Annotated in this window: 25 protein-coding genes and 1 riboswitch; of the genes, 18 read left to right on the top strand and 7 right to left on the bottom strand. The window is 66.8% G+C overall.

Translation table 11 applies throughout. The annotated features are described in order from the left end of the window. The first annotated feature begins 10 nt into the window (after window positions 1-10). Entirely contained in the window at window positions 11-1,054 is a 1,044-nt protein-coding gene (locus ABIA30_RS10415; RefSeq protein WP_370064783.1) for a hypothetical protein, read from the top strand. Beyond that, on the top strand, window positions 1,039-1,182 hold the full coding sequence (locus ABIA30_RS10410) for a hypothetical protein (RefSeq protein WP_370064781.1): 144 nt from the start codon (window positions 1,039-1,041) through the stop codon (window positions 1,180-1,182). The genes ABIA30_RS10415 and ABIA30_RS10410 overlap by 16 nt, the downstream gene beginning before the upstream one ends. Window position 1,183: 1 nt before the next feature. Here the strand turns inward: ABIA30_RS10410 and ABIA30_RS10405 are convergent, their stop codons facing one another. After that, window positions 1,184-2,047, bottom strand: a complete 864-nt coding sequence (locus tag ABIA30_RS10405; RefSeq protein WP_370064779.1) for an SDR family oxidoreductase — start codon at window positions 2,045-2,047, stop codon at window positions 1,184-1,186. Window positions 2,048-2,122: 75 nt separating this feature from the next. Between ABIA30_RS10405 and ABIA30_RS10400 the strand changes: the two genes are divergently transcribed. Further along, window positions 2,123-3,337, top strand: a complete 1,215-nt coding sequence (locus ABIA30_RS10400; RefSeq protein WP_370064777.1) for an FAD-dependent oxidoreductase — start codon at window positions 2,123-2,125, stop codon at window positions 3,335-3,337. Between the two features lie 3 nt (window positions 3,338-3,340). After that, window positions 3,341-3,661, top strand: a complete 321-nt coding sequence (locus ABIA30_RS10395) for a hypothetical protein (protein ID WP_370064775.1) — start codon at window positions 3,341-3,343, stop codon at window positions 3,659-3,661. Here ABIA30_RS10395 and ABIA30_RS10390 read toward each other — a convergent pair. Further along, a complete protein-coding gene (locus ABIA30_RS10390; RefSeq protein WP_370064773.1) occupies window positions 3,651-4,394 on the bottom strand; it encodes an MBL fold metallo-hydrolase in 744 nt (247 codons plus the stop codon). The two genes, ABIA30_RS10395 and ABIA30_RS10390, sit on opposite strands and share 11 nt — an antisense overlap. An 86-nt stretch (window positions 4,395-4,480) precedes the next feature. Between ABIA30_RS10390 and fgd the strand changes: the two genes are divergently transcribed. From fgd to ABIA30_RS10370, 4 genes are read left to right on the top strand one after another with little or no spacing between them, the layout of a single operon-like run. Beyond that, window positions 4,481-5,491 (top strand): glucose-6-phosphate dehydrogenase (coenzyme-F420), encoded by a 1,011-nt coding sequence (gene fgd / locus ABIA30_RS10385; RefSeq protein WP_370064771.1) that lies wholly within the window; start codon window positions 4,481-4,483, stop codon window positions 5,489-5,491. A 30-nt stretch (window positions 5,492-5,521) separates the two neighbouring features. Next, complete coding sequence (gene pta, locus ABIA30_RS10380) at window positions 5,522-7,591, top strand: phosphate acetyltransferase (RefSeq protein ID WP_370064769.1); 2,070 nt, start codon at window positions 5,522-5,524, stop codon at window positions 7,589-7,591. Next, entirely contained in the window at window positions 7,588-8,727 is a 1,140-nt protein-coding gene (locus ABIA30_RS10375) for an acetate kinase (protein WP_370064767.1), read from the top strand. The genes pta and ABIA30_RS10375 overlap by 4 nt, the downstream gene beginning before the upstream one ends. After that, the gene (locus ABIA30_RS10370) at window positions 8,693-9,643 is read left to right on the top strand and encodes a cytochrome c oxidase assembly protein (RefSeq protein ID WP_370064765.1); all 951 of its coding nucleotides are present in this window, start codon (window positions 8,693-8,695) and stop codon (window positions 9,641-9,643) included. Before ABIA30_RS10375 ends, ABIA30_RS10370 begins: the two co-directional genes overlap by 35 nt. A 101-nt stretch (window positions 9,644-9,744) precedes the next feature. Here ABIA30_RS10370 and ABIA30_RS10365 read toward each other — a convergent pair whose 3' ends face one another. The 3 genes from ABIA30_RS10365 to glnX are packed head-to-tail and all read right to left on the bottom strand — an operon-like array spanning window position 9,745 to window position 14,290. Then, window positions 9,745-12,009, bottom strand: coding sequence for a serine/threonine-protein kinase PknG (locus tag ABIA30_RS10365; RefSeq protein ID WP_370064763.1), 2,265 nt, complete (start codon window positions 12,007-12,009; stop codon window positions 9,745-9,747). After that, complete coding sequence (locus ABIA30_RS10360; protein ID WP_370064761.1) at window positions 12,009-12,974, bottom strand: transporter substrate-binding domain-containing protein; 966 nt, start codon at window positions 12,972-12,974, stop codon at window positions 12,009-12,011. The genes ABIA30_RS10365 and ABIA30_RS10360 overlap by 1 nt, the downstream gene beginning before the upstream one ends. Continuing rightward, the gene (gene glnX, locus ABIA30_RS10355) at window positions 12,971-14,290 is read right to left on the bottom strand and encodes a protein kinase G-activating protein GlnX (protein ID WP_370064760.1); all 1,320 of its coding nucleotides are present in this window, start codon (window positions 14,288-14,290) and stop codon (window positions 12,971-12,973) included. The genes ABIA30_RS10360 and glnX overlap by 4 nt, the downstream gene beginning before the upstream one ends. 145 nt (window positions 14,291-14,435) lie before the next feature. On the opposite strand from glnX, the gene ABIA30_RS10350 reads away from it, so the two are divergent. Beyond that, window positions 14,436-14,921 carry an NUDIX domain-containing protein gene (locus tag ABIA30_RS10350; RefSeq protein ID WP_370064758.1) on the top strand — a complete coding sequence of 162 codons (486 nt, stop codon included), beginning with the start codon at window positions 14,436-14,438 and terminating at the stop codon, window positions 14,919-14,921. Here ABIA30_RS10350 and thiE read toward each other — a convergent pair. Then, the gene (thiE, locus tag ABIA30_RS10345) at window positions 14,911-15,579 is read right to left on the bottom strand and encodes a thiamine phosphate synthase (RefSeq protein ID WP_370064756.1); all 669 of its coding nucleotides are present in this window, start codon (window positions 15,577-15,579) and stop codon (window positions 14,911-14,913) included. The two genes, ABIA30_RS10350 and thiE, sit on opposite strands and share 11 nt — an antisense overlap. Window positions 15,580-15,604: 25 nt before the next feature. After that, window positions 15,605-15,713, top strand: a riboswitch (TPP riboswitch). Here thiE and thiO point away from each other — a divergent pair. From thiO to ABIA30_RS10300, 9 genes are all read left to right on the top strand, one after another. Continuing rightward, window positions 15,706-16,692, top strand: a complete 987-nt coding sequence (thiO, locus tag ABIA30_RS10340; RefSeq protein ID WP_370064754.1) for a glycine oxidase ThiO — start codon at window positions 15,706-15,708, stop codon at window positions 16,690-16,692. It overlaps the preceding riboswitch by 8 nt. After that, complete coding sequence (thiS, locus tag ABIA30_RS10335; RefSeq protein WP_370064752.1) at window positions 16,689-16,886, top strand: sulfur carrier protein ThiS; 198 nt, start codon at window positions 16,689-16,691, stop codon at window positions 16,884-16,886. The genes thiO and thiS overlap by 4 nt, the downstream gene beginning before the upstream one ends. Next, on the top strand, window positions 16,879-17,637 hold the full coding sequence (locus tag ABIA30_RS10330; protein WP_370064750.1) for a thiazole synthase: 759 nt from the start codon (window positions 16,879-16,881) through the stop codon (window positions 17,635-17,637). Before thiS ends, ABIA30_RS10330 begins: the two co-directional genes overlap by 8 nt. Next, window positions 17,634-18,401 carry an SGNH/GDSL hydrolase family protein gene (locus tag ABIA30_RS10325; RefSeq protein WP_370064748.1) on the top strand — a complete coding sequence of 256 codons (768 nt, stop codon included), beginning with the start codon at window positions 17,634-17,636 and terminating at the stop codon, window positions 18,399-18,401. The genes ABIA30_RS10330 and ABIA30_RS10325 overlap by 4 nt, the downstream gene beginning before the upstream one ends. Then, window positions 18,398-19,303 carry an ATP-binding cassette domain-containing protein gene (locus ABIA30_RS10320; protein ID WP_370064746.1) on the top strand — a complete coding sequence of 302 codons (906 nt, stop codon included), beginning with the start codon at window positions 18,398-18,400 and terminating at the stop codon, window positions 19,301-19,303. Before ABIA30_RS10325 ends, ABIA30_RS10320 begins: the two co-directional genes overlap by 4 nt. Window positions 19,304-19,305: 2 nt before the next feature. Continuing rightward, window positions 19,306-20,058, top strand: coding sequence for an ABC transporter permease (locus ABIA30_RS10315; RefSeq protein ID WP_370065505.1), 753 nt, complete (start codon window positions 19,306-19,308; stop codon window positions 20,056-20,058). After that, window positions 20,051-21,499, top strand: a complete 1,449-nt coding sequence (locus tag ABIA30_RS10310) for a M28 family metallopeptidase (protein WP_370065503.1) — start codon at window positions 20,051-20,053, stop codon at window positions 21,497-21,499. The genes ABIA30_RS10315 and ABIA30_RS10310 overlap by 8 nt, the downstream gene beginning before the upstream one ends. Before the next feature lie 23 nt (window positions 21,500-21,522). Further along, complete coding sequence (locus tag ABIA30_RS10305) at window positions 21,523-22,962, top strand: M28 family peptidase (protein ID WP_370065501.1); 1,440 nt, start codon at window positions 21,523-21,525, stop codon at window positions 22,960-22,962. Between the two features lie 138 nt (window positions 22,963-23,100). Next, window positions 23,101-23,487, top strand: a complete 387-nt coding sequence (locus tag ABIA30_RS10300; RefSeq protein WP_370064744.1) for a hypothetical protein — start codon at window positions 23,101-23,103, stop codon at window positions 23,485-23,487. Between the two features lie 11 nt (window positions 23,488-23,498). Here the strand turns inward: ABIA30_RS10300 and ABIA30_RS10295 are convergent, their stop codons facing one another. Beyond that, entirely contained in the window at window positions 23,499-24,431 is a 933-nt protein-coding gene (locus ABIA30_RS10295; RefSeq protein ID WP_370064742.1) for a LysR family transcriptional regulator, read from the bottom strand. Window positions 24,432-24,519: the final 88 nt, after the last annotated feature.

Raw genomic sequence — 24,519 nt, 5'->3', positions numbered from 1 at the left:
GGAGTCGGAGATGGATGCTGGATACGAGAATCCCCGTGATCGGCGACGGGTCACCGGAGGCGCCGGCTCCGTCGTCGTCGCGCCCATCACCGTTGACGACCTGCCGGCGGTGGCGGACTTCCTGCACGCCAACCTGAATGACCATGTTCCGTGGGAACGGTCGTATGCGGACGTGCCGTGGAATGCCGAGATGCCCAATCGCGGATTCTTGTTGCGGGACGGACATCGTGTCGTGGGTACGTTGTTGGCGTTGTACTCCGAGCGGCTGGTGGCCGGACGAATCGAGCGGTTCTGCAACCTGGGTTCGTGGTGCGTGCTGCCCGCGTATCGCGCGTGGAGCGTTTCACTGCTGACCAGGCTGCTCGCGCAAGAGAACTACCACTTCACGGTGCTCTCACCGGACGCGACGTCGCAGGAGATCCTGCCGTGGTACCGGTTTCGCTTCTTTGACACGGCTGCGGCGTTCATTCCCAATCTGCCGTGGCCGATGGCATACCCAACCCGGATCAGTTCGGATCCCGAGGTCCTTGAACGGACCCTCTGCGGGTCGGAACGCAAGATCTACCGGGATCACGCGGATGCGCGCGCGGCGCATCATCTCGTGGTGATCGATGGCGAGGAACACTGTTACGTGATGTACCGCAAGTTCCGGTACCGCGACGTCCCGGTGTTCGCAGTAGTGCTGTACGTCAGCAATGCCGGCCTGTTCCATCGAGCCTTGATTCCATTGGGCCGCCACCTGTTGGTACGTCATCGATTGCTCGCGACGATGGCCGAGCTGCGGGTGATCGGGCGCCGGCCGCGACTGTCGTTCGCCCTGGACGATTGGCCCAAGGTGTACCGCAGTGCCACGCTGGCCCCGGAGCAGATCGATTACCTCTACAGCGAGCTGGAGTGCGTGCCCTGGAGCCGCGGAAGCTTCCCGGGCAGGGGCTTGACGGCCGTGCGCAGATGGCGCCGTGCGCGGGCGGATGATGCGGACAGGCCGGCGCGCACCGGAGTGGATCGCCCAAGAAGAAAGGGCTCACCGTGGACACAGTGCGGGATGCAATGAAGGTGCTCGTCCTCCTGGCCAGCTGTGTGTTTGTGCTTCTACTGGCCGGCGATGTCGCGCTGTACCGCGTGCTGCGCTCGCGGATTCCGCAACGGCGCACTGGTACAGCGCATCTCAAGGACGGCTGACTCAGGTCTCGGAGTCCTTCTCCAACACGCCCTGCGCGGCTTGGGCCCGGTCGGTGTAGCTCTGCCGCTTGGTGGCGTCGAACTGCAGGAACACGGTGTCCAGCCCGAGGCGCTTGTTCATCCAGCGACGTCCGCGGGGCCCGAGCAGCTGCGTGGTCTGCGCGACGAACCGCAATGCCGGTGGTACCGACACGTGGGTTTTGGGCTTGTCCAGGGTCTTCACCACAGCGGCGGCGATGTCTTCCGGCTCGACGGGCTTGGTGGTCGCCGTTTCCGTTGTGCCCGAGATCAATTCGGTTCGGGTGAACGGCGGCATGATCACCGAGATCTCAACTCCCTGCGGCGCGAATTCGTCTGCCAGGGCCGCGGACATTCCGACGACGCCGAATTTGGTGGCGTTGTAGATGGCCTGTCCGGGCACCGGGATCAGCCCGGCCATGGAACCGATGTTGATGATGTGACCGCTGCGTCGGCGAACCATCTCCGGCAGGGCCAGTTGGCATCCGGTGATCACGCCGTAGAGATTCACTTCGAGTGCGGATCGGACCGACTGCGGGGACTCGTCCAGGAATGCGCCGATGGGCATGACGCCGGCGTTGTTGATCAGCACGTCGAGGTGGCCAGAACCGTCGCTGCGGGCCTTGTCCAGGAACACCTCGAACGACTCGCGGTCGGTGACGTCGAGTGGGTACCCGGTCACCTGGCCCAGCTTGCCCAGGGTGCTGACGGCAGTTTCCAGCACTGTGACGTCGCGATCGCCGATCACCACCCGGGCGCCGCGGGCGAGCAGCGCCGTGGCGGTGGCGTACCCGATGCCGCGGGCGGCGCCGGTGATCGCGATGGTTCTACCGCTGATGTTGTCCATGGCGTCGAACTTTACACGTGTCAAGTTTTGATTTGAAGCCCCCGGAATGCCGGGTATGCGGTCTAGGGTCTGGGTATGACGCGCACGCTGCAGACCCAGGTCTGCGTGGCCGGTGGCGGTCCGGCGGGGCTGGTGCATGCCCTGCTGCTGGCCCGGGCCGGGATCAAAGTCGTTGTCCTGGAAAAGCACAACGACTTCTTGCGAGATTTTCGCGGCGACACCGTGCATCCGACCACGCTGCGGATAATGCACGAGTTGGGGTTCGTCGACGAGTTCCTGAAGCTGCCGCACACCAAGATCGACCGCATCTGCTTCGACACCGATGGCACCATCCGTACCTTGGGTGACTTCGGTGCCCTGAAGCTGCTGGGTTTCCCCGAGCCCTACATCGCGCTCATGCCGCAGTGGGACTTCTTGGACTTTGTCGCCGAAAAGGCTTCTGTTTACCCGGAATTCACCCTGATCCGTAACGCCGAGGTGACCGATCTGATCATCGAAGGCGACCGGGTCGCCGGGGTCCGAACCCCCGAACTGGAGGTCCGGGCCGATCTGGTGGTGGGCGCGGACGGTCGCAAGTCTGCGGTGCGGGCCGCGGCCGGAATGCAGCTGGCCACCGCGCACAGTCCGATGGACGTGCTGTGGTTCCGGCTGGGCTGGCGGCCCGGCGATCCCAAGGAGCTGTTCGCGGTGGTCCGCAAGGGCCTGATGATGGTGATGATCTACCGCGGCGACTATTGGCAGGTCGCCTATCTGATGCCCAAGGGTGCCGATCCCCGAGGTGGGTCGATCGACGACTTCAAGGCCCGGTTGGTGTCGGTGCGTCCGCAGTTGAGTGAGCACGTGCAGGATCTGCGTTCGTGGGACGACACCAGCTTCCTCGATGTGCGGGTGGACCGGCTCAAGACCTGGTGGCGACGCGGCCTGCTGTGCATCGGCGACGCTGCCCATGCGATGTCACCGGCGGGTGGTGTCGGAATCAACCTGGCAGTGGCCGACGCGGTGGCCGCCGCGAACATCCTGTGCGGGCCGCTGCGCAACGGCCTGTTGACCGATGCCGACCTGGCGAAGGTGCAGCGCCGCCGCGAGTTGCCGGCCCGGGTCATCCAGGCCGGGCAGGTGTTCATCCAGGATCGGGCGGTCCAACCCAATCTGGCCGGTGACCTCTCGCCGATCACGTTGCCGCGGTTCGTCGGGATGGGGCCGCTGCAGTACATCCCGCCATTGATCGTCGGCCGCGGGCTACGTCCGGAGCATGTACGCACGCCCGATGTGCACACCGCACCGAGGTGATCAGTGTTTACCCAGTGGACTGTCGGCTGGCTGCTTCTGGTGGCCGCGGCGGCGGTATTCGCGTGCGGTTTGGTGTTGCGCTGGTATGTCGGTCGGGCCCAGGCCACCGGCAGGGTGAGTGAGGTCGTGCTTGCGGTCCGCAAGTCGGCATTGGGCCGGTTCATCTTTGGGCCCCTCGACGACCGGGACGCCGCAGGGCGCCCACGCGTCGCTCTCGACGGCGACGAGCTGGATCAGATGATCGTGATGCCGACGATCATCTTGGGTGCCGGGCTGTGTCTGGTCGCGATCTTCATGTTGTTCTTCGAGCTGGTCAACCGCTGACCGCGGCAGCGGCCTGTTCGGCGGCCTCCCGGATGGGGCCGCGCCACTCGGAGCCGTGGCCCGGTAGCAGCACCTGGGTGTCGAGCAGGCCCAACGCGGCCAGGCTGCGGACGGTTCGCTCCTGGTCGTGATTGAACATCTGCGGCAGTAGTTGCGGTCCGCGCCGGGCGGTGACGGGATGGCCGGTGATCATCGCATCGCCGGCCACCAGCACGTCGCCGAACACGTACGAGCAGTGCCCGCCGGTGTGGCCCGGGCTGGGAATCGGCTGCGGCCCGCCGGGCAGCGACGCCGCGATGTCGGTGGTGAGTGCCTGAGCGGTGGGAATACCGTCGTGCACCAGCGCGCCCTTGCCGATGATGCTCAGCGACCAGGTCAGGTACCGCGGATTCCAGGCGTGCATCATCAGGTCGACGGGCGAGACCTGCTCAAGGTATTCGCGCTTGGCGTGCCCTACTTCGGTGGCATGGCAATACACCGGCGTGCCAAGGGTTTTCGCGAACCAGATGGCGGTTCCGAAATGGTCGACATGGGCGTGGGTGAGCAGGATGGCCCGGACGTCCGCGGCCTCGAAGCCCAGCTCCCGCAGCGAGCCGAGTACCTCGTCGCGCTGACCGGGAAACCCGGCGTCGATCAGGATCACGCCGGTGTCGTCGCTGACCAGGGTCCAATTGACCAGATCGGTCCGAGCGAAATGGATGTTGTCGGTGATTGCGCTCAGGGCTGCCGCCATGTGGCGAGTGTAAGCAGGGGAGTAGAAAAGTAGTGCGCACATGAGGAGCGAAGTGGCGGTGCGCGCCCGAGGAGCAAAGGGAGACCATGGCTGAACTCAGATTGGGATACAAGGCGTCGGCCGAACAGTTCGCCCCGCGCGAACTGGTGGAGCTGGCAGTGCTCGCCGAAGCGGCGGGCATGGACAGCGCCACCGTCAGCGACCATTTCCAGCCGTGGCGGCACAACGGCGGTCATGCGCCGTTCTCCCTGGCATGGATGACCGCGGTCGGCGAGCGTACCCAACGCCTGGTCCTGGGTACCTCGGTACTGACCCCGACGTTCCGCTACAACCCGGCGGTCATCGCGCAGGCGTTCGCGACCATGGGCTGTCTGTATCCGAATCGGATCTTCCTCGGCGTGGGCACCGGCGAGGCGCTCAACGAGATCGCCACGGGATACCAGGGCGAGTGGCCGGAGTTCAAGGAGCGCTACGCCCGGCTGCGGGAGTCGGTGCGGTTGATGCGCGAACTGTGGCTCGGTGACCGCGTCGACTTCGACGGCGAGTACTACAAGACCAAGGGCGCCTCGATCTACGACGTGCCCTCCGGCGGCATCCCGATCTACATCGCCGCGGGTGGTCCGCAGGTCGCCAAGTACGCCGGCCGCGCGGGTGACGGTTTCATCTGCACCTCGGGCAAGGGTGAAGAGCTGTACAAGGACAAGCTGATTCCGGCGATGCGCGAAGGTGCGGAAGCCGCCGGCCGCAGCCCCGATGACATCGACCGGATGATCGAGATCAAGATCTCCTATGACCCGGATCCACAGCTGGCACTGGAGAACACCCGGTTCTGGGCTCCGCTGTCGCTGACCGCCGAGCAGAAGCACTCCATCGAAGATCCGATGGAGATGGAGGCGGCCGCCGACGCGCTGCCGATCGAGCAGGTGGCCAAGCGCTGGATCGTCGCCTCCGACCCGGACGAGGCCGTCGAGAAGGTCGCCGACTACGTCGGGTGGGGCTTGAACCACCTGGTGTTCCATGCGCCCGGCCACGACCAGCGGCGGTTCCTGGGACTGTTCAAGTCCGATCTGGAACCCCGGTTGCGCAAGCTGGCCTGACGCACAGGCCACCCTCGGTAGGCTGACCCGGTGCCCGACGCAACCGCGATCTACATCGCTTCGCCCGAGGGCGATACCGGCAAGTCCACCATCGCATTGGGGCTGTTGCACCGGCTGGCGGCCACGGTCGCCGATGTCGGGGTGTTCCGCCCGATTGTTCGGGCCGGTGGCGGTCGTGACTACATCCTCGAGTTGCTGCTGGCGCACTCCACCGCGGGTCTGGACTACGACGACTGCGCGGGGGTGACCTACCAGCAGCTGCACGACGACACAGATGCAGCGGTCGCCGACATCGTCGACTGCTACCACCGGGTGGCGGCCAAATGCGGCGCGGTGGTGATCGTCGGAAGCGACTACACCGATGTCGCCTCACCCAGCGAGCTTTCGGTGAACGCCCGGATTGCGGTGAATCTCGGTGCGCCGGTTCTACTCTCGGTACGGGCCGCCGGGCGCACACCCGATGAGGTGGCGCATGTCGTGGAGCTGTGTCTGGCCGAGTTGGCAGCGCAGCACGCCCACACGGCCGCAGTGGTGGCCAATCGTTGTGACCCGGCCGAACTGGCGCAGGTGACTGCGGCGTTGGCCCGGTTCGTCCCGAAAAGCTATGTGCTCCCGGAGGAGCCGTTACTGGCGGCGCCGACGGTGGCCGAATTGCGTGACGCCGTGCACGGCACCTTGATCAGCGGCGACGAGGAGCTGCTGACCCGCGAGGCGATGGGCGTGATGGTGGCGGGCATGACCGCCGAGCACTGCCTGGAACGGCTGTCGGAGGCGATGGCCGTCATCACCCCGGGCGACCGCTCGGACGTGGTGCTGGCGATCGCCAGTGCTCATGAGGCAGAAGGCTTTCCGTCGCTGTCCTGCATCATCCTCAATGGTGGCCTGCCGCTGCATCCGGCGATCGCGAAGCTGGTGGCCGGGCTCAAGTTGCGGCTGCCCATCGTGGCCACCGACAGCGGCACCTACGAGACCGCGCGGGCGGCGTCGACCGCCAAGGGCCGGGTCACCGCCACCTCGCAGCGCAAGGTGGACACCGCGCTGGCGCTGATGGACCAGCACGTCGACATTGCGGATCTGCTTGCCCAGCTTGCAGTTCCGATCCCGACGGTGACCACGCCGCAGATGTTCACCCACCAGTTGCAGGACCGGGCGCGTTCCGATCGCAAACGCATCGTGCTCCCCGAGGGGGACGACGACCGGATCTTGCGGGCGGCCGGGCGATTGCTGTCCCGCTCGGTCGCGGACCTGACCATCCTCGGCGATGAGCCGGCGGTCCGCGCGCGGGCCGCCGAATTGGGTGTCGACATCTCGGCCGCATCGGTGCTCAATCCACGGACCAGTGAGCTGGCCGACCAATTCGCCGCGCAATACGCCGAATTGCGTAAGCACAAGGGTGTCACCGTCGAGCAGGCCCGCGAAATCATTCACGACGTCTCGTATTTCGGCACCATGCTGGTACACAACGACATGGTTGACGGCATGGTGTCGGGGGCGGTGCACACCACCGCGCACACCGTGCGTCCAGCGTTCGAGATCATCCGTACCGCACCGAATATCTCGACGGTGTCGAGCATCTTCCTGATGTGTCTGGCCGACCGGGTGCTGGCTTACGGTGATTGCGCGATCGTGCCGGACCCGACCTCCGAGCAGCTGGCCGACATCGCGATCAGCTCGGCGCAGACCGCCGCGCAGTTCGGCATCGAACCGCGGGTGGCCATGCTGTCGTATTCGACCGGAGATTCCGGTACCGGTGCTGATGTCGACAAGGTCAGGGCGGCAACAGAATCGGTACGTCGTCGGGCACCGGAGCTGCTCGTCGAAGGGCCGATCCAGTACGACGCCGCAGTCGAGCCCTCGGTGGCGGCGACCAAGATGCCGGGTTCGGCCGTCGCCGGTCACGCGACGGTGCTGATCTTCCCGGACCTGAACACGGGCAACAACACCTATAAGGCGGTGCAGCGCAGTGCCGGTGCCATCGCGATCGGCCCGGTGCTGCAGGGCCTGAACAAGCCGGTCAACGATCTGTCCCGCGGCGCGCTCGTCGAGGACATCGTCAATACCGTTGCGATCACCGCCATTCAGGCACAGGGGGCGAAATGAGCGGGCCGGTACTCGTCTTGAACTGCGGTTCGTCGTCGGTGAAATACCGCCTGGTGCAGCCGGATTCGGGTGAATCCTTGGTCGACGGGGTGATCGAGCGGGTGGCCGACTACGGGCAGGCGCTGCGGGAGGTCTTCGCCGCGGTCGGCGCGGTCGGGGTATCCACCGACGACGTGATCGCAGTCGGACACCGCGTGGTGCACGGCGGCCGTCGGTTCTACCGGCCCACGGTGATCGACGATGCGTTGGTGGCCAGGCTCGACGAACTGGCCCCGCTGGCGCCGCTGCACAACCCGCCCGCCGTGCTCGGTATCACCGAGGCGCGCGCACTGTTGCCCGGGGTGCCGCACGTCGCGGTGTTCGACACCGCGTTCTTCCACGACCTGCCGGCCGCCGCCGCGGAGTACGCGATCGACCGGGATGTGGCCGCGCAGTGGCACATTCGGCGGTATGGCTTCCACGGCACGTCGCATCAATACGTCAGTGAGCAGGCCGCGCAGCTCTTGGGGCGGCCGCTGGATTCGCTGAAGCAGATTGTGCTGCACCTGGGCAACGGGGCCTCGGCATCGGCCATTTCCGGCGGGCGCCCCATCGACACCTCCATGGGGCTGACCCCGATGGAGGGCCTGGTGATGGGCACCCGCTCCGGTGACATCGACCCCGGCGTGATCATGTATCTGTCGCGTACCGCTGGGATGACGGTCGAGGACATCGACACCATGCTGAACCGGCACTCGGGGGTGTCCGGGCTGGGCGGTGCGACCGATTTCCGTGAGCTGCACAAGCGGATGGACTCCGGAGACGCGGACGCGCAGTTGGCCTATGACGTCTACATCCACCGGCTGCGCAAGTACGTCGGCGCATACCTGGCGCTACTGGGCGGTGCCGATGTCATCACCTTCACCGCCGGGGTCGGCGAGAACGACGCCGCGGTGCGCCGTGACGCACTGAGCGGATTGTCTGCGCTGGGCATCGAGCTCGACGACGATCGCAACACCTCGGCGAACCGTGGGCCGCGCTGGATCTCGGCCGACTCGTCGCGGGTCGCCGTGCTGGTCATCCCCACCAACGAGGAGCTGGCCATCGCGCAGGCCTGCGTGGATGTCTGTATGGACCCTGCCAGGTTCATGGCGTAGTTTGCGGCACGTGCCCCCGATGATCGCCGGGTCGTGGACGTTCGACCCCGTTGCCGTGGTGCTGATGCTGCTCGGTGTCGCCGGTCTGGTGTGGGCCGGCAGGCGAACCGAGGTGTCGCGCGCTCAACTGTGGTGCTTTGGTGGCGCCAACCTGGTGTGGGCGTTGTGCACGCTCAGTGCCATTGCCGTCTATGCGCCGATGCTGTTCTGGGTGCGAGCCCTGCAGGTGTTGTTGCTGCTGTACGTGGTGCCGTTCTTCCTGGCGATGACCCGGCCGGTGTCGCTGCTGCGTGGCGCACTGGGGCCGGCGGGGCAGGCGCGCATCGACGCGGTGCTCGGATCGGCAGTGGCCCGGGTGCTGTGCTCGCCACCGGTGACGTCGGTGGCGATGCTGGCCACCCCGTGGCTGCTCTACCTGACACCCTGGTATGTCGCGTCGATGACGGGACCGCTTGCAGTGGTGACTCGACTTGTGTTGCTGGGCATCGGCTTCGGTTACTTCTATGCGCGGCTGCAGGCCGACCCGGTGCCGCGTAAGTATCCGCCGTTGATGTCGATCGGGATCAGCGTCGCCGAGGGGCTCGGCGACGGCATTCTGGGTCTGATGCTGTGGCTCGGGCCGGTCATCGCCTACGACTACTACGCCGGTCTGCATCGTGATTTCGGGCCCAGTATCCGGCAGGATCAGACCCTTGGTGCGGGCGTGCTGTGGATCGTCGGTGACGTGCTCGGCGTGCCGTTCATCATGCTGCTGATGCGGGCTCTGGGGTCCGACGAAAGGCGAAAGGCCGCCGAGGTCGACGCGGAGCTCGACGCCGCGGTCACGCCGTCGGTTGCTGCGGAACAGGAGACCGAGCCATCGGTCGGTGGATTGTGGTGGCAGAACGACCCGCAATTACGTGACCGCTACCGCTGAGCTCTGAGTGATCCGTTGACCTTGCGTCCACGCAGTTGTGCGCTCGGACTTCTTCTGCGTCAGCGCAAGATCAACGGCGTGGCGCTTGTGCCGGCAGAGCCCTAGAACGTGCTCATCGGCCGGACGTTGTTGGCCAGGTCGACCAGCGCATAGCGATGCTCCTTGGTCGGTGCCACCCGGGCCAGCCCGCGCAGTGAGGCCTCCACGCCTAGGCGCAGACCGTATTCGGTGAACGGGAACCCGAGGATGTGCTTGGTGTTGGCGCTGTTGTCGGCCAGCCAGTCCAGTGCAGTGCCCAGGACGAGCGCCCGGATCTGCAACACCCGGGGTTCGGTTTCCGGCAGCGCTTCTACTCGGCGCGCGGCATCGCGGATCTGGTCTTCGGTGATGTCGGCGGTGATCGGCGCCGACAGCAGGGTCACCGCGCTGGTCAGTCGCGCGGTGGTGAAATGCCTTGAGGTGTGCGGTACCTGGTCCAGGGTGCGGACCGCGGCCTCCCGGTCGCCGTAGCCGGACTGGGCGCGGGCCAGGCCGAACCCGGCCGAGATGACGCCGTTGTCGGTGTTCCACACGGTCTGATAGAACGACCGATCGGCCGGGGTACCGGACAGTTCTGCGGTGGCGGCCAATGCCAGTTTGGGTGCCAACTCACCCGGGAGGGTATCGAGCACCTCGGTGAAATGCTTTGTCGCAGCGTTGTAGTCACCCGACAGCAGCTCGCCGACCGCCTTGAACCAGACCAGCCGCCAACGCCAGCCGACCCGGTCGGCGAGGTTCTCCAACTTACGGTTGGCCTTGGCCACATCACCGAGATCGAGCAGTGCGCGCACCTCCATCAACGGCAGCTCGACCGATTCGGACAGGTCCACGCCTTCGGAGTCCAGCGCGCCGTGCCGCGCGGCGCGCAACGAGTCCAGGGTCTGCACCGGCTGACTGAGCACGTTGGCCGACAGCACCGTAGCCCCGACGTCGGTCGGATCGACCAGCGGAACCTGTAGTGCCCGAACGATCTCCGGTGCGGTCAGCTTCTCGGTGTGCGACTGCCCATCGAGGTACACATCGGTGTGCGCCACCAGCATGTCGACACCGAACATCGACCGGGACGGACTGAACACCGATGACAGGCCAGGGCGTGGGACGCCGGTGTCCAGGGCGACCACCTCGCGCAACACACCGATCAACTGCCCGGACATCTCCTCGGCGCTGGAGAACCGTCGCCGCGGGTCGGGATCGATGGCGCGGCGTAGCAGTCGGCCGAAGGAGTCGTATTTGACCAGCACGGGATCGTCCTCGGGCAGCCCGTCGACGTACCGGCCGTTGCGGGTGCGCATCTGCAACGTCAGGGCGGCCAGCGTGCGCCCCACGGTGTAGATGTCGGTGGCGACCGTCGGGCCGGTGCGGACGATCTCTGGCGCCTGGTATCCCGGTGTGCCGTAAAGGAATCCGAACGAATTGATCCGGGACACCGCACCCAGGTCGATCAGCTTGAGCTGCTCCTCGGTGACCATGATGTTCTCGGGCTTGAGGTCGTTGTACACCAGGCCGATCGAATGCAGGTAGCCCAACGCGGGCAGGATTTCGATCATGTAGGCGATCGCCTGTGCCACTGGCAGTTTGGTGCCACGGACCTGCTTGAGCGAGGTGCCGCCGACATACTCCATCACGATGTAACCGACGGGGTCGCCGTGTTTGTCGGAATGTTCGACGAAGTTGAAGATCTTGACGATCGCCGGGTGGGTGACCTCGGCCAGGAACTGCCGCTCGGCCATGGCGATGGCCTGCGCCTCGGCGTCGCCGGAGTGGACCAGGCCCTTGAGCACCACCGGCCGATTGTTCACGTTCTTGTCGAACGCGAGGTATATCCAGCCCAGGCCACCGTGCGCGATGCAGCCCTTGACCTCATACTGGTCGGCCACCATGGAGCCCGGAGTCAGTTGCGGCAGAAAGGAATACGCACTTCCGCAGTGCGGACACACACCCTCGGACCGGCCCTTGCTGTCGGCTGTGCGCCGCCCGACCGGCCTACCACAGCACCAGCAGAATCGCTTCGCCTCGGCGACGACGGGGCTTTCCATCAACGCGGCGAGCGGGTCTTTCTCCAGGACCCGCGGCACTTCCACCAACCCGCCACCGAGCCGCCGGATCGGCGAAACCATGCGGGTGATCACGGTTTTCGGGGTGGGGTGCCCTTCGTTGGCGGTCGGCGCACTGCCGATCGAGATGCCCACCGAGTCATCGAATTGCGGACGGAACACCGACTGAGTGGCCATCGGCCGCATGGTTGCCAGTGAATCCCAACTCACATCGGATGGCTGGGTTCCGGGGTCGGCGTCGACCTCGTTGTGGGGGATGTCGTCGTCGGCCATCAGTCGACATACCTCGGAACGGGAGGCGCCGGAGCCGGGCCCAACACCGTCAACCACTTGCGGTACAACGTGTTCCAGGTGCCGTCTCGACGAATCCGTTCCAGTGTCCCGTTGACGAAACGGACCAGGCCGGTGTTCTCCTGGTTGATCCCGATGCCGTAGGGCTCCTGTCCCATACTCGGTCCGACGATGTGCAGATACGGATCCTGAGCCATCAAGCCCGCGAGGATCGCGTCGTCGGTGGAGACCGCGTCGGCCTGCCGCTGTTGCAGCGCCACCAGGCAGTCGGCCCAGGTGACCGCACCCACCGCGATCGGTGGCGGGCTGATCGCCTCGACCCGCTGCATCGAGGTGGTGTCCTTGACCGAGCACACCCGCTTTCCGGACAGGTCACTGGCCCTGACGATCGCCGAGTCCCGTGCGGCCAGGATGCGTTGGTGCGCCGAGAAATACTCGGTGGAGAAGTTGACCAGTTTGCGTCGATCGCAGGTGATGCTCATGGTCTTCACGACGATGTCCACCTGATTGTGCTGCAACGCCTGAATGCGTTCGGTGTCGGACAGGATGCGGTACTCGACCTGCGACGGCGTGCCGAAGATGTCGCGGGCCACCTCGCCGGCGATGTCGACGTCGAAGCCGGTGATCTGTCCGGAGATCGGATCCCGGAACGAGAACAGGTTGCTGCCGATGTCCAAACCGACGATCAACCGGCCCCGGTCGTGGATATTGCTGACCGCGGCCGCGGCCAGAGCCGGAGTGGGGAACGGTCGCAGACTTCCGGTGCAGTCGGCTGACTCGACCGGCGGAGGTGATGGCGGTGCCGTGGTGACCTCCATACCGGCCGGCGTCGGTGGCGCGACCAGAATGCTCGGCGGAGCGAGCACCGGCGGTGCTTCGCCGCATCCGGCCAACATCATCGCGACCGCCGCCACAGCGGCGATGCGGACCCGCGCCGAACCGATCATCGGTACTCACTCATCCGCGGCCACAGGCCGAGAGCGACCGCCACCGCGGCGGCGATACTCAGCGTCGCGGCCCCGACTGTGGCCCCGGACAGCGCTCGTCGAGCGTTGACGATGTCATTGCGCAACTGTCGACGACTCTCCTCGATGCCTTTGGTCAGGGCCTCGTCGAGTTTATCGAAGGACGGCGTGGAATCGTCCTCGCTGGTGCCCAGCGCAACCTGGGTGGCCGCCTGGTAGTTGCCGACCGAGATGAAGGCGTTGATCCGGTCATCGGCGGCCCGCCAGCGCTGCAGCAACTGTTCGGCGTTGGCCAGTTCGGTGCGGCCGATGGCGTTGTCGCGCTTGATGTATTCGACGAGCTGCAGTTCCAGGGCATCGATGCGGTCGTGGTAGGACTGCTTGCGGACGTCCTCGTCGCCGCGGCGGATCAGGGTCAGCGTCTCGTCGGCCCGGGCCTGCTGCGCGGTGATCGCCATGGTGGTGACGGACTTCAGCGATGCGGCGGCGGTATTCCTCGCGGTGCGACTGCTGGCGGTCGAAATGGTCAGGGTGGTGCCGAGCCACACCACCATGACCAGCACCGCCATCCCGCCGGCGACGAAACCGATGTTGACCCGGCGGCGAGTGTGCCGGGCCAGCCAGCGATTCGAGAACACCCCGAACATCACCGTCGCAAGCACCACCAGGATCACCGGTGCCGGGATCTGGCTGGATGCCGAGATCTCCGAATCGACCCGAGCCGATGTCGTTTCGTAGAGCCGCTGGGCATCCGGGAGGATCTGGGTCTGCATCAGCGACGAGGCCTCGGACAGGTATGACGAGCCCACCGGATTGCCCGCCCGGTTGTTGGTCCGGGCGGTTTCGACCAGCCCGGTGTACACCGCCAACTCGCCGTTGATGTGGCCGAGCAGCTCGACCATCGGCTCGTCGGTCAACCCACTGGATGCGCGGGTGACCGCCACCGCGGCATCGGTGATGGCCTGCTCGTAGCGGTGCCGGACATCCTGCGGTTCGGCACCGGCGATGAATGCGGTGGCCGCCGCGGCGTCGGCGATGGACAGCGTGGTGTACAGCTGGCCCGCCGCGAACGCCAACGGCTCGGTGTGGTCCAGCACGGCAGTCAGGGCCTGCTGGCGCAGCCGGATGGTGGTGGAGGTGGCGAACGCGCAGGCCAGCACCAGGGTGGACAGCACGATGCCGATGATCAGGATCCGCCCCGGCGTGGTCCAGAGGAACCACCAGCGGGGGAGTTCAATGGTGCTGGGTGACCGAGACGCCATTGGCTCGGTCGAGGGGTGCGCCAACTCCACAGTCACGTGTGCGCGGCCTCAACTTTCCGGTAGTCCCGACCCGTTCGAACGCTGTTAAGAGCAGTCTAAGAGCTGGACGCGGTAAGGGGGTGGATTCTCGACCGGCGACGTCAAACCCCGCACATTGGTATCGGTCCTTATTGTTGAGACCGTGCGTGGCGACGGTGATGGATGGGTGCTCGACTCCGAAGGCGCGCACTTCTGGGGTCGTCACGGTGCAGCCGGGTTGCTGCTGCGTGCTCCCCACCCGGCCGGCGGGGCCGCGGTGCTGCTGCAGTACCGCGCGCCGTGGAGCCACCAGGGCGGCACCTGGGGACTGCCCGGCGGCGCCCGGGACAGTCACGAGACGGTGGAACAGGCCGCGGTCCGGGAGGCCTTCGAGGAGGCCGGGCTGGCGGCCGACCAGGTGACCGTGCGCACATCGGTGGTCACTGCGACTGCCACCGGCGAGGTGTGGACCTACACCACGGTGATCGCCGACGCCGCCCACCAGTTGGAGACGGTGGCCAACCTGGAGAGCGCGGAGCTGCGGTGGGTCGCAGTCGACGAAGTCAGCGAACTGCCGCTGCACCCCGGGTTCGCGGCCAGCTGGGACGCGCTGCGTGCGGTGGCCGCGGAGTTGCCGCTCAATCCGTAGGCAGCGCCTGTTTCAACGCCCGGGCCGCGGCGGCGGGATCGTCGGCCGCGGTGATGGCGCGGACCACGACGATCCGGCGGGCACCGGCGGCCAGTACCTGGGGCAGCCGATCGGCGTCGATGCCGCCGATCGCGAACCAGGGCTTGTCGGTCCTCGATGCGGCCGCGGACCGGACCAGATCCAAACCCGGCGCGGGACGTCCCGGTTTGGTCGGCGTCGGCCAGCACGGCCCGACACAGAAGTAATCGACCTCTTCGGCGATCGCCGCGGCCAGCTCGTCGGTGCTGTGCGTCGAGCGGCCGAACAGGGGATCGGGCCCGACGATGTCGCGCGCCAGCGTCAGTGGCAGGTCGTCTTGGCCGAGGTGCAGCACGTCGGCGCCGGCGCCGCGGGCGATGTCGGCGCGGTCGTTGACGGCCAGCAGCGCACTGTGCCGCCGGGCCGCGTCGGCCAGGATCTCCAGCGCGGCCAGTTCCTGCTTGGCCTCCAGTGGGCCGAACTGCTCTTCGCCCGCCGACCCTTTGTCCCGTAATTGAATGATGTCCACCCCGCCGGCCAGCGCGGCGTCGGCGAATTCGGCCAGGTCGCCGCGTTCGCGGCGGGCGTCGGTGCACAGGTACAGGGACGCGGACCGCAGACGTTGGGTGGGTTTAGGCACAGCGCGACGGTAGCGACTACGGTGGACGCCGCAACACGGGAGTCCCAGGTCCGGGGACTGAGAGTGGGACGCCTACCCTTACCGTCACACCTGATCCGGGTCATGCCGGCGAAGGGAGAAGGAAATATGCGATCGCTGGCCGTGGTCGGTGGCGGTGTCATCGGTCTGGCAGTGGCGCGACGCGCGGCCCTGGACGGATGGTCGGTGCGTGTCCACCGCAGCGAGCAGCGTGGCGCGTCCTGGGTGGCCGGCGGCATGCTCGCCCCGCATTCGGAGGGCTGGCCCGGCGAGGAAGAGCTGCTGGCGCTGGGGCTCGAGTCGCTGGCCCTGTGGCACTCGGGGTTCCTGGACGGATTGCCCGACGAGGTGGTGACCGCCCGCGAGTCGCTGGTCGTCGCGGTCGACCGGGCTGATGTCGATGAGCTGCGCACGGTCGCCGGCTGGCTCGCCACGCAGGGGCATCCGGTGCAACTCACCGGTTCGGCACGCGATGTCGAACCGCTGTTGGCGCAGGGCATTCGGCACGGCTTCCGGGCGGACAGTGAACTGGCCGTGGACAACCGGCTGATGGTCGAGGCGCTGGCCACGCACTGCAGTCAGTTGGGTGTGCAATGGGCCGGGCCGGTGACCTCGCTGGAGCAGACCCGAGATGCCGATATCACGGTGCTGGCCAATGGAATTGACGCGCCGGCGTTATGGCCCGGACTGCCGGTCCGTCCGGTCAAGGGCGAGGTGCTGCGGCTGCGCTGGCGCCGGGGTTGCATGCCGGTTCCGCAGCGGGTGATCCGCGCCCGGGTGCACGGGCGGCAGGTGTATCTGGTGCCCCGCGCCGACGGCGTGGTGGTCGGGGCGACGCAGTACGAACACGGCAGGGACACCGCGCCGTCCGTCACCGGCGTGCGGGACCTGCTCGATGACGCGTGTGCGGTGCTGCCCGCGCTGGGGGAGTACGAGCTCGCCGAGTGCGCCGCCGGGCTGCGGCCGATGACCCCGGACAACCTGCCGATCGTCGGTCGGCTCGATGAACGCACCCTGGTGGCCGCGGGCCATGGCCGTTCCGGCTTTCTGCTGGCACCCTGGACTGCACAACGGATCTCGGAGGAACTCAAGTGAGGGTCACGGTCAACGACGAAGACATGCAGGTCGGTGAGCACACCACGGTATCCGAACTGCTTGACACCCTTGGCCTTCCGGACAAGGGCATCGCGGTCGCGGTGGATTGGACCGTCGTGCCACGGTCCCAGTGGGGCGAGGTCCTGACCGACGGCGCCAAGATCGAGGTCGTCACGGCGGTGCAGGGTGGCTGAGGACATCTTGCGGATCGCCGACCGGGAGTTCGGCTCCCGGCTGATCATGGGTACCGGAGGCGCCACCAGCCTGGCCGCGCTGGAGCAGGCACTGGTCGCCTCGGGCACCGAACTGACCACTGTGGCGATGCGCCGCGTCGACGCCGAGACCGGTACCGGGGTGCTGGACCTCCTGAACACCTTGGGCATCGCACTGCTGCCGAACACCGCCGGTTGCCGCGGCGCAGCCGAGGCGGTGCTCACCGCTCAACTGGCCCGCGAGGCGTTGGGCACCAACTGGGTCAAACTCGAGGTGATCGCCGACGAGCGGACCCTGCTGCCCGATGCCATCGAATTGGTCCGGGCCGCAGAACAGTTGGTGGATGACGGCTTCGTCGTACTGCCGTACACCAACGACGACCCGGTGCTGGCGCGACGACTGGAGGACACCGGCTGCGCGGCGGTGATGCCCCTGGGGTCCCCGATCGGCACCGGACTGGGCATCGCCAATCCGCACCACATCGAGATGATCGTCGCGGCCGCCGGGGTTCCGGTGATCCTCGATGCCGGGATCGGCACCGCCAGCGACGCCGCGCTGGCCATGGAATTGGGTTGCGACGCCGTGCTTTTGGCCACCGCAGTCACCCGGGCGTCGGACCCGCCGATGATGGCAGCGGCGATGGCCTCCGCGGTCACTGCCGGCCGGCTGGCCCGCCAGGCCGGGCGGATCCCCAAACGATTCTGGGCTCAGGCGTCCAGCCCGGCCAAGTGACACCCCGCTACGTCGCCCTGGGCAGCTCGATGGCTGCCGGGCCGGGTCTCGCCCCATCCGCGCCGGGTGCCCCCGGCCGGTCGGGACGCTCGGCAGTCAACTACGCACATCTGGTGGCGCAGCAACTCGGCTATCACCTTGTCGACGTCACGTTCTCGGGTGCTACCACCGCACATGTGTTGTCCGAACGGCAATTCGGGGTGTCCCCGCAGATTCGGGCCCTCGACGGTACCGAGGACCTGGTCACTGTCACCATCGGTGGAAATGACGCGGGATATGTCCCGATGCTGGCGGCGGCATGCCTGCCCCGGGTGCTGCGGTCGGTGCCGCTGGTGGGCGGGGTGTTGCGCGGACAGCTTGACCATGCTGCCCGCGACCGGGCTCTCGATATCGTTGGTGAGTCGCTGAAAACCGTTGGCCGCGAAGTACGTCTACGTGCGCCCAAGGCGCGGGTGCTGTTCGTCGACTACCTGACCCTGCTACCGCCGGCCGGTACCCCGGCCCCGCCGATCGCCGACGCCGATGCCGAATTCGGACGGCACGTCGCCGCGAGATTGGCCGAGCTGACCGCGACGGCCGTCGCCGAAACCGGATGCGAGTTGGTACCCGCCGCGGCCGCCAGCGTCGATCATCACGCCTGGTCGGCCGCCCCGTGGACCACGAGCTTCTACCTGCCTTTGCCGGGCCGGGTGGCGCCACTGCATCCCAATGCCGCGGGCATGCGGTCGGTGGCTGCACTGATCGTCAAGGCGTTGCAGACATGATTCAATTGACCTCTCTGACAAAGGTTTACCGGCGAAACCGGGCGGTTGACGGCCTGACCTGCAGCGTCGAGCCCGGGCATGTCACCGGCTTCCTCGGCCCCAACGGTGCGGGCAAGTCCACCACCATGAGGATGATCGTCGGCCTGGACCGGCCCACCGCGGGCACCGCCACTGTCCTGGGCAAGCGATACTGCGACCTCAAATATCCGCTGCGCCACGTCGGTGCGTTGCTCGACGCCCGCCAGGTGCATCCCAGCCGGTCGGCCCGTGCCCACTTGCGCTGGCTGGCCGCCACCAACGCGTTGCCCGGCGCCAGGGTCGACGAGGTTCTGGGCATCGTCGGGTTGTCCGAGGTGGCCGATCGGCAGGCCGGCTCGTTCTCGCTGGGGATGGCCCAGCGGCTCGGCATCGCAGTGGCGTTGTTGGGCGATCCCGAGGTGCTGTTGTTCGACGAACCGGTGAACGGTCTTGACCCCGAAGGTATTCGGTGGATCCGCACGCTGATGCGCGAGTTGGCCGCCGAAGGCCGGACGGTGCTGGTCTCCAGCCACCTGTTGGCCGAGATGTCCAATACCGCCGACCGCCTGCTGGTGATCGGCCGGGGACGATTGATCGCGTCGACCACCATGGCAGACTTCCTGGCCGACTCGGGGGTGGGCACCGTGCGGGTCCGCAGCCCGCAGCTGGATCTTCTACACGAATTGCTCACTGCCCAAGGTGTTTCGGTGCGCAACGACGATGGTGCGCTGCTCGCACAGGGCGTCAGCACCGAACAGGTCGGGCAGTTGGCTGCCGATCGCGGTCTGACCCTGCACGAATTGTCCACGCAGCGTGCCTCGTTGGAGGAGGCCTATCTGCGGATGACCGACGATGCGGTCGACTATCGAGCAGCCGGAGCGTGACGATGACCTTCCTTGCCGCGGTCAACGCCGAGCGGATCAAACTGCAGACCACCCGATCGCCGCTGTGGTTGGTGCTGACGGTGGTGGTGCTCGGCCTGGGCATGGCGGGTATCCAGGCGTACGCGCTGCCGTATGGATCCCTGCCGCCGGAGCGGGCCGCATTGGGCATCGGCGTGTTCGGCGTGCCGGTGCTGATGATCCTGTCCGCACTGACCGTGACCGGTGAGTACCGCACCGGGATGATTCGCAGTACCTTCTTGGCCACCCCGCGCCGGTCCGTGGTGATTGCCGCCAAATCGCTTGTCGTCGCACTGCTTTGCGGTGTGCTCACCGCGATCACCACGGTCGGCGCGATCGCCCTGGCGGGCACGCTGGTCGCAGACCGGCAGCGAGCCCAGCTGATGCTGGACAGCTTCGGGGTGTGGCGCGAGGTCGGGGCGATGACCCTGTACGCGGTTCTCGGCGCGGTGCTGGCGGTGGGACTGGGCGTGCTGCTGCGGCACACCGCCGCGGTGGTCGCGTTGCTGCTACTGCTGCCGTTTGTGGTGGAACCACTGCTGGGGATCATTCCGGAGGTCGGGCAGCGGGTCGGGTCATTGCTCCCGTTCGCCAACGCCTATGCCTTCACCAGAATCGAGTGGTTGCAGACGGTTTCGATGTGGTGGGGCCCGGTGGGTGCGGCGCTGTATTTCGCTGCCGTGGTGGCAGTGGTGTTCGGCGCGGCGCTCGTAGTGGTCGGGCGCCGTGATCCGTAGCGCCGGCGCGGTGTTGACAGTGCTGACCCTGGTGGCATGCGCGACGCCGACACCCTCGGCGGCCGACTATGGCACCGAACTGTCCCGCCGTGTCGGCGTCGACGCGATGTATGGGCATCTGACCAAGTTGCAGCACATCGCCGACGAGAATGGTGGTAACCGGGCTTTCGGTACCACGGGCTACGACGCCAGTGTGCAATATGTAGAAGAGGCGTTGCGCAGCAGGGGCTTCGATGTTTCCGCGACCATTCTCGACGTCCCGATCGCGTACGCCGACAAACCGGTGCTGAGCGTCGGCGGTGCCGCGATCGCCGCGGAGTCGATGCGATTCACGCGTGGTACGCCACCGGAGGGCATCACCGCGTCGTTGGTGCCGGTGCGCGGTACCGGTCAGGGCTGTCTGGCCGGCGATTACGACGGGCTGCCGATGTTCGGGGCGGTGGCACTGGTGGACCGCGGCGGGTGCACGTATGCGGGCAAAGAAGCCAATGCCGCGGCACGCGGGGCGGTGGCGCTCATCATCGCGGACAACGTCGCTGATGGTCCGCTGCTCGGGTCGCTCGGTGAACGCACTGCGGTGCAGATTCCTGCGATCGGCGTGGGCAAGGCCGATGGAGCTCGTCTGCGCGTACATCCGGCTCCGGTCACGCTGAGGCTCAATGCCGGTGTGCGGAGCGAACATACGCGCAACGTCATCGCACAGACCAAGACCGGGTCCACCCACGACATGGTCATGGTCGGCGCCCACCTGGACAGCGTCAGAGCAGGACCGGGCATCAACGACGACGGCTCGGGTGTGGCGGCGGTGCTGGAGACCGCGCTGCAACTGGGCAGCACGCCGTCGGTGCGCAACGCCGTCCGGTTCGCGTTCTGGGCCGCCGAGGAGGACGGCGTGGTGGGCTCGAGGCGCTACGTCGAGTCCCTGGATGCCGACGGGCTCAAAGACATTGCGCTGTATCTGAATTTCGACATGATTGCCTCTCCGAACCCGGGCTACTTCACCTATGACGGCGATCAATCCGGCCCGCGGAAGGACGACGACAAGAATCCCCGGGTCCCGGAGGGCTCGGCCGGTATCGAGCGGACGCTCGTTGCCTATCTCGACGGCACACCGAAGAAGGCCGAGGACACCGCGTTCGACGGGCGGTCCGATTACGACGCGTTCACCGAGGCGGGCATTCCGTCTGGTGGTCTTTTCTCCGGTGCGGACGGCGCAATGACCGCCGAGCAGGCGAGGCGCTGGGGTGGTACGGCAGGCCGACCGTTTGACCCCAACTATCACAAGAAATCGGATACTGTGGACCACATCGATCGCACAGCATTGGAAATCCTTGGCCGCGGAGTGGCTTTCGCGGTTGGCAGCTATGCCCAGAACATCGGCGGCCGCAACGGTGTGCCGGCACGCCAGGACCGGACCCGGCATCAGGTGACGCCGTCGTGAGGCGGGCCGTCGCCTTGGCGCTGATGGCCGGCGCCATTGCAGGCTGTTCGCCACCATCACATCAAGCACCGGCGCAGGCCCCCGATCTCGGACGTGCTTTGGCGTCCAAGGTCGGCGTGGACGGTATCTACACCCATCTGCACAAGTTCGCCGACATTGCCGCCGCCAACAAGGGCTCCCGGGCAGACGGCACACCCGGTTACGACGCGAGCGTCGACTACGTGGCGAATCTGTTGCGTGACAAGGGATTCGATGTGCAGACCCCGGAGTATGAGCGGGTGTCACCGGGGCCGTCCGGCGATCCGATGTTGGAGGTCGGCGGCCGCAGGTTGCCGGTCGTGCAGGCCTCGCTGCTGACGTCCACGGCGCCGGGCGGTCTGAACGCGCCGACCCTGCATGCGGTCAAACCGGCCGGTTGCGCGGCTACTGACTACGGCACGCTCAACTTCCGCGGTGCCATTGCGGTGGTCGATGACACCGCATGCTCGGTGGTCGACAAGCAGAACGCCGCGGTCTCGCGTGGCGCCGTCGGGGTGCTGGTGGTCAGCGTGCCCGGACCGAACGGCAGCCCGCACGGACTGTTCACTCCTGGCTATTATGAGCGGCTCACCACCCCGGTCGGGATCATCGGCCGGGACGCCGACACCGCGCTGCTGCATACCAATGCCGCGGTCAGGCTCACGCTCGACGCCAAAAACGTCGCGGTGAAATCACGAAATGTGTTCGCCCAGACCAAGACCGGTGATCAGCACAACGTCGTGATGGCGGGTGCGCACTTGGACAGTGCGCCCGACAGCGCCGGCCTCAACGATGCCGCGACCGGTGTATCCGCATTGCTGGAGACGGCCGCCGCGCTCGGCGGGTCGCCGAATGTCGCGAACGCGGTGCGCTTCACGTTCTGGGGTTCGGGGGCCGCTGGGCAGGAAGGCGCGACCAAGTATGTGCGCGGACTGGCCGCGGATCCGCTGAATGACATTGCGCTGTACCTGGACTTCGACATTCTCGGATCACCGAACGCCGGGTTCTTCACCTTCGACGGCGATCAGTCGGGACAACCCAGTCCAGGGATCCCGGTCGATTCGGTGCCGCCCGGTTCCGCGGGCATCGAGCGCACCCTGGCCGGCTACGTGTACCTGGCGGGCATGCGGCCGGCGGACATGCCGTTGACCCTCGCCGGCGACTACGGTCCCTTCCTCAATGCCGGTGTTCCGATCGGCGGCCTCAGCACCGGTTCGTCGCAACGGAAGAATGCGCTCCAGGCCAGGCTGTGGGGCGGCCAGGCCGGGGTCGCTTTCGATCCCGGCCGCCCGCCGGCAGGCGACACGGTCGACGCGCTGAACCGGGCCGCGCTGGCCATCACCGGTCCGACGGTTGCCTTTACAGTCGGGACGTACGCCCAGTCGGTGACCGGGCCGAATGGCGTTCCGCCGCGGGATCAAAGACACCGTCTACCTGGCAAATAGCGATATTCACAGTAATTCCGAAGCTCAAATCGCCGGACGCGATCTGTGCATCGGCGGATTGCTGCAGTAGAAATACTGCCCGTGAAGACGACTTATCGCCGTTGGTCCGCAGCCGCCGGAGCCCTGACAGTCCTAGCCATGGGCGGACTGACCGTGGCCTGCGGTTCGCACAGCAATGCACCCGCTACGACGGTCACCGTCACCCCGTCGAGCACCACGACGACGACCACCAGTGCTGCCGAGCACCATCATGAGGGTGGCGGTGGCGGTGGCGGCAATGGTGGCGGTAGCAATTCCGGGGGTGGTGGTGGTCAGGAGCAGGCTCCCGCTCCGGCCACGGTGACCAACACCGAGACCGACACCGCGACGCAGACTCAGACCGAGACCTCGACCTCGGTTCAGACGTCGACCCAGACCTCCACCCAGACCGTGTACCAGGGTCCGCCTCGCGACGACCGAGGTAGCTACAACCAGGGCGGCCCGCAACAACAGCAACAACCCTGGCAGCAGCAACAGCACCACTGACCTGGCAGCAATTACCTGACGGCGCGGCCGCCACTGGAGATATCCGGTGGCGGCCGCTTTCGTCGGACGTGCGGCGCAGCTACGGCGAAATTGGCGAACCGCTGGGCCGCCGGAGACAGGGTGCGGCGTCGCGCCCGGGCCAGCCCGACCTCGCCTTTGGCCTGCGGATCGGACAGCGGGACATAGACGACGGCCGGCTCACCGCGATCTGATTGTGGCGCAGGCACTATCGCCACACCCAGACCTGCGGCCACCAGTCCCTCCATGGTGGGTAGCCACGCCACCTCGAATGCGACCGGTGGGTTGATGCCCTCGGCGGCCCACATCCGCTTCGTGACGGTACGCAGCCCGAATGGGTCCGCCGCGAGAATGAACAACTCGTCGGCGCAGTCGGCGAGCCGGACCGTGCGGCGGCCGGCGAGCCGATGATCCGCCGGCACCGCCAGACACAGCCGCACGCTGACCAGCTGATGCCAGTCGAATTGTTCGTCGTCTCGATGGAGTCCGGTGATCGCCAGATCGACTTCGCCGGTGGCGAGCAGCTCAGTGACCTGACTGCCTGGACCCTCTCGCAGGTCGAACTGGACCCCTGGTGCCTGCCGGCGAAACCGGCTCAGCAGGTCGGGGACGAACCAGCTCGCTACCGAGCGCACGAACGCGAGCCGGACGGTGCCGCTGTCGGGGTCGCGCAGTGCCTGGATTTCCGCACTGGCCAAACGAATTTCGTCCAGGCTTCGCCTTGAGCGCTCCAGCATGATGCGCCCGTTCTCGTTCAGTTGCAGACGGCGGTGCAGCCGATCGAACAGCGGTGCTCCGACCTGCTGTTCCAGGCGCGCCAAGGCACGGGACAGTGTCGGTTGGCTGACGTTGAGCGTGGCGGCGGCGTCGGTCATGTGACCGGTCTCGGCCAGCACCACGAACCACCGCAGCTCCTCGATGTACATGAGAACAACGATACGTCTGGTGAATCAATTCTATAAATATTCGAATTTTACGTATTCCAATGTCGGTGGTTACCTGGAAGGTGCGGCC

The organism is Mycobacterium sp. MAA66 (genome assembly GCF_041261665.1).
Taxonomy (GTDB): Bacteria; Actinomycetota; Actinomycetes; order Mycobacteriales; family Mycobacteriaceae; genus Mycobacterium.
This window is presented reverse-complemented; position numbering and strand designations above follow the sequence as displayed.

Bases quoted from the DNA above. Each gene is read 5' to 3' on its own strand.
- ABIA30_RS10415 (WP_370064783.1), top strand. From the start codon at position 11: ATGGATGCTGGATACGAGAATCCCCGTGATCGGCGACGGGTCACCGGA.
- ABIA30_RS10405 (WP_370064779.1), bottom strand. From the start codon at position 2,047: ATGGACAACATCAGCGGTAGAACCATCGCGATCACCGGCGCCGCCCGC.
- ABIA30_RS10400 (WP_370064777.1), top strand. From the start codon at position 2,123: ATGACGCGCACGCTGCAGACCCAGGTCTGCGTGGCCGGTGGCGGTCCG.
- ABIA30_RS10390 (WP_370064773.1), bottom strand. From the start codon at position 4,394: ATGGCGGCAGCCCTGAGCGCAATCACCGACAACATCCATTTCGCTCGG.
- fgd (WP_370064771.1), top strand. From the start codon at position 4,481: ATGGCTGAACTCAGATTGGGATACAAGGCGTCGGCCGAACAGTTCGCC.
- ABIA30_RS10375 (WP_370064767.1), top strand. From the start codon at position 7,588: ATGAGCGGGCCGGTACTCGTCTTGAACTGCGGTTCGTCGTCGGTGAAA.
- ABIA30_RS10370 (WP_370064765.1), top strand. From the start codon at position 8,693: ATGTCTGTATGGACCCTGCCAGGTTCATGGCGTAGTTTGCGGCACGTG.
- ABIA30_RS10365 (WP_370064763.1), bottom strand. From the start codon at position 12,009: ATGGCCGACGACGACATCCCCCACAACGAGGTCGACGCCGACCCCGGA.
- ABIA30_RS10360 (WP_370064761.1), bottom strand. From the start codon at position 12,974: ATGATCGGTTCGGCGCGGGTCCGCATCGCCGCTGTGGCGGCGGTCGCG.
- thiO (WP_370064754.1), top strand. From the start codon at position 15,706: ATGCGATCGCTGGCCGTGGTCGGTGGCGGTGTCATCGGTCTGGCAGTG.
- ABIA30_RS10320 (WP_370064746.1), top strand. From the start codon at position 18,398: ATGATTCAATTGACCTCTCTGACAAAGGTTTACCGGCGAAACCGGGCG.
- ABIA30_RS10315 (WP_370065505.1), top strand. From the start codon at position 19,306: ATGACCTTCCTTGCCGCGGTCAACGCCGAGCGGATCAAACTGCAGACC.
- ABIA30_RS10305 (WP_370065501.1), top strand. From the start codon at position 21,523: ATGGCCGGCGCCATTGCAGGCTGTTCGCCACCATCACATCAAGCACCG.
- ABIA30_RS10300 (WP_370064744.1), top strand. From the start codon at position 23,101: ATGGGCGGACTGACCGTGGCCTGCGGTTCGCACAGCAATGCACCCGCT.
- ABIA30_RS10295 (WP_370064742.1), bottom strand. From the start codon at position 24,431: ATGTACATCGAGGAGCTGCGGTGGTTCGTGGTGCTGGCCGAGACCGGT.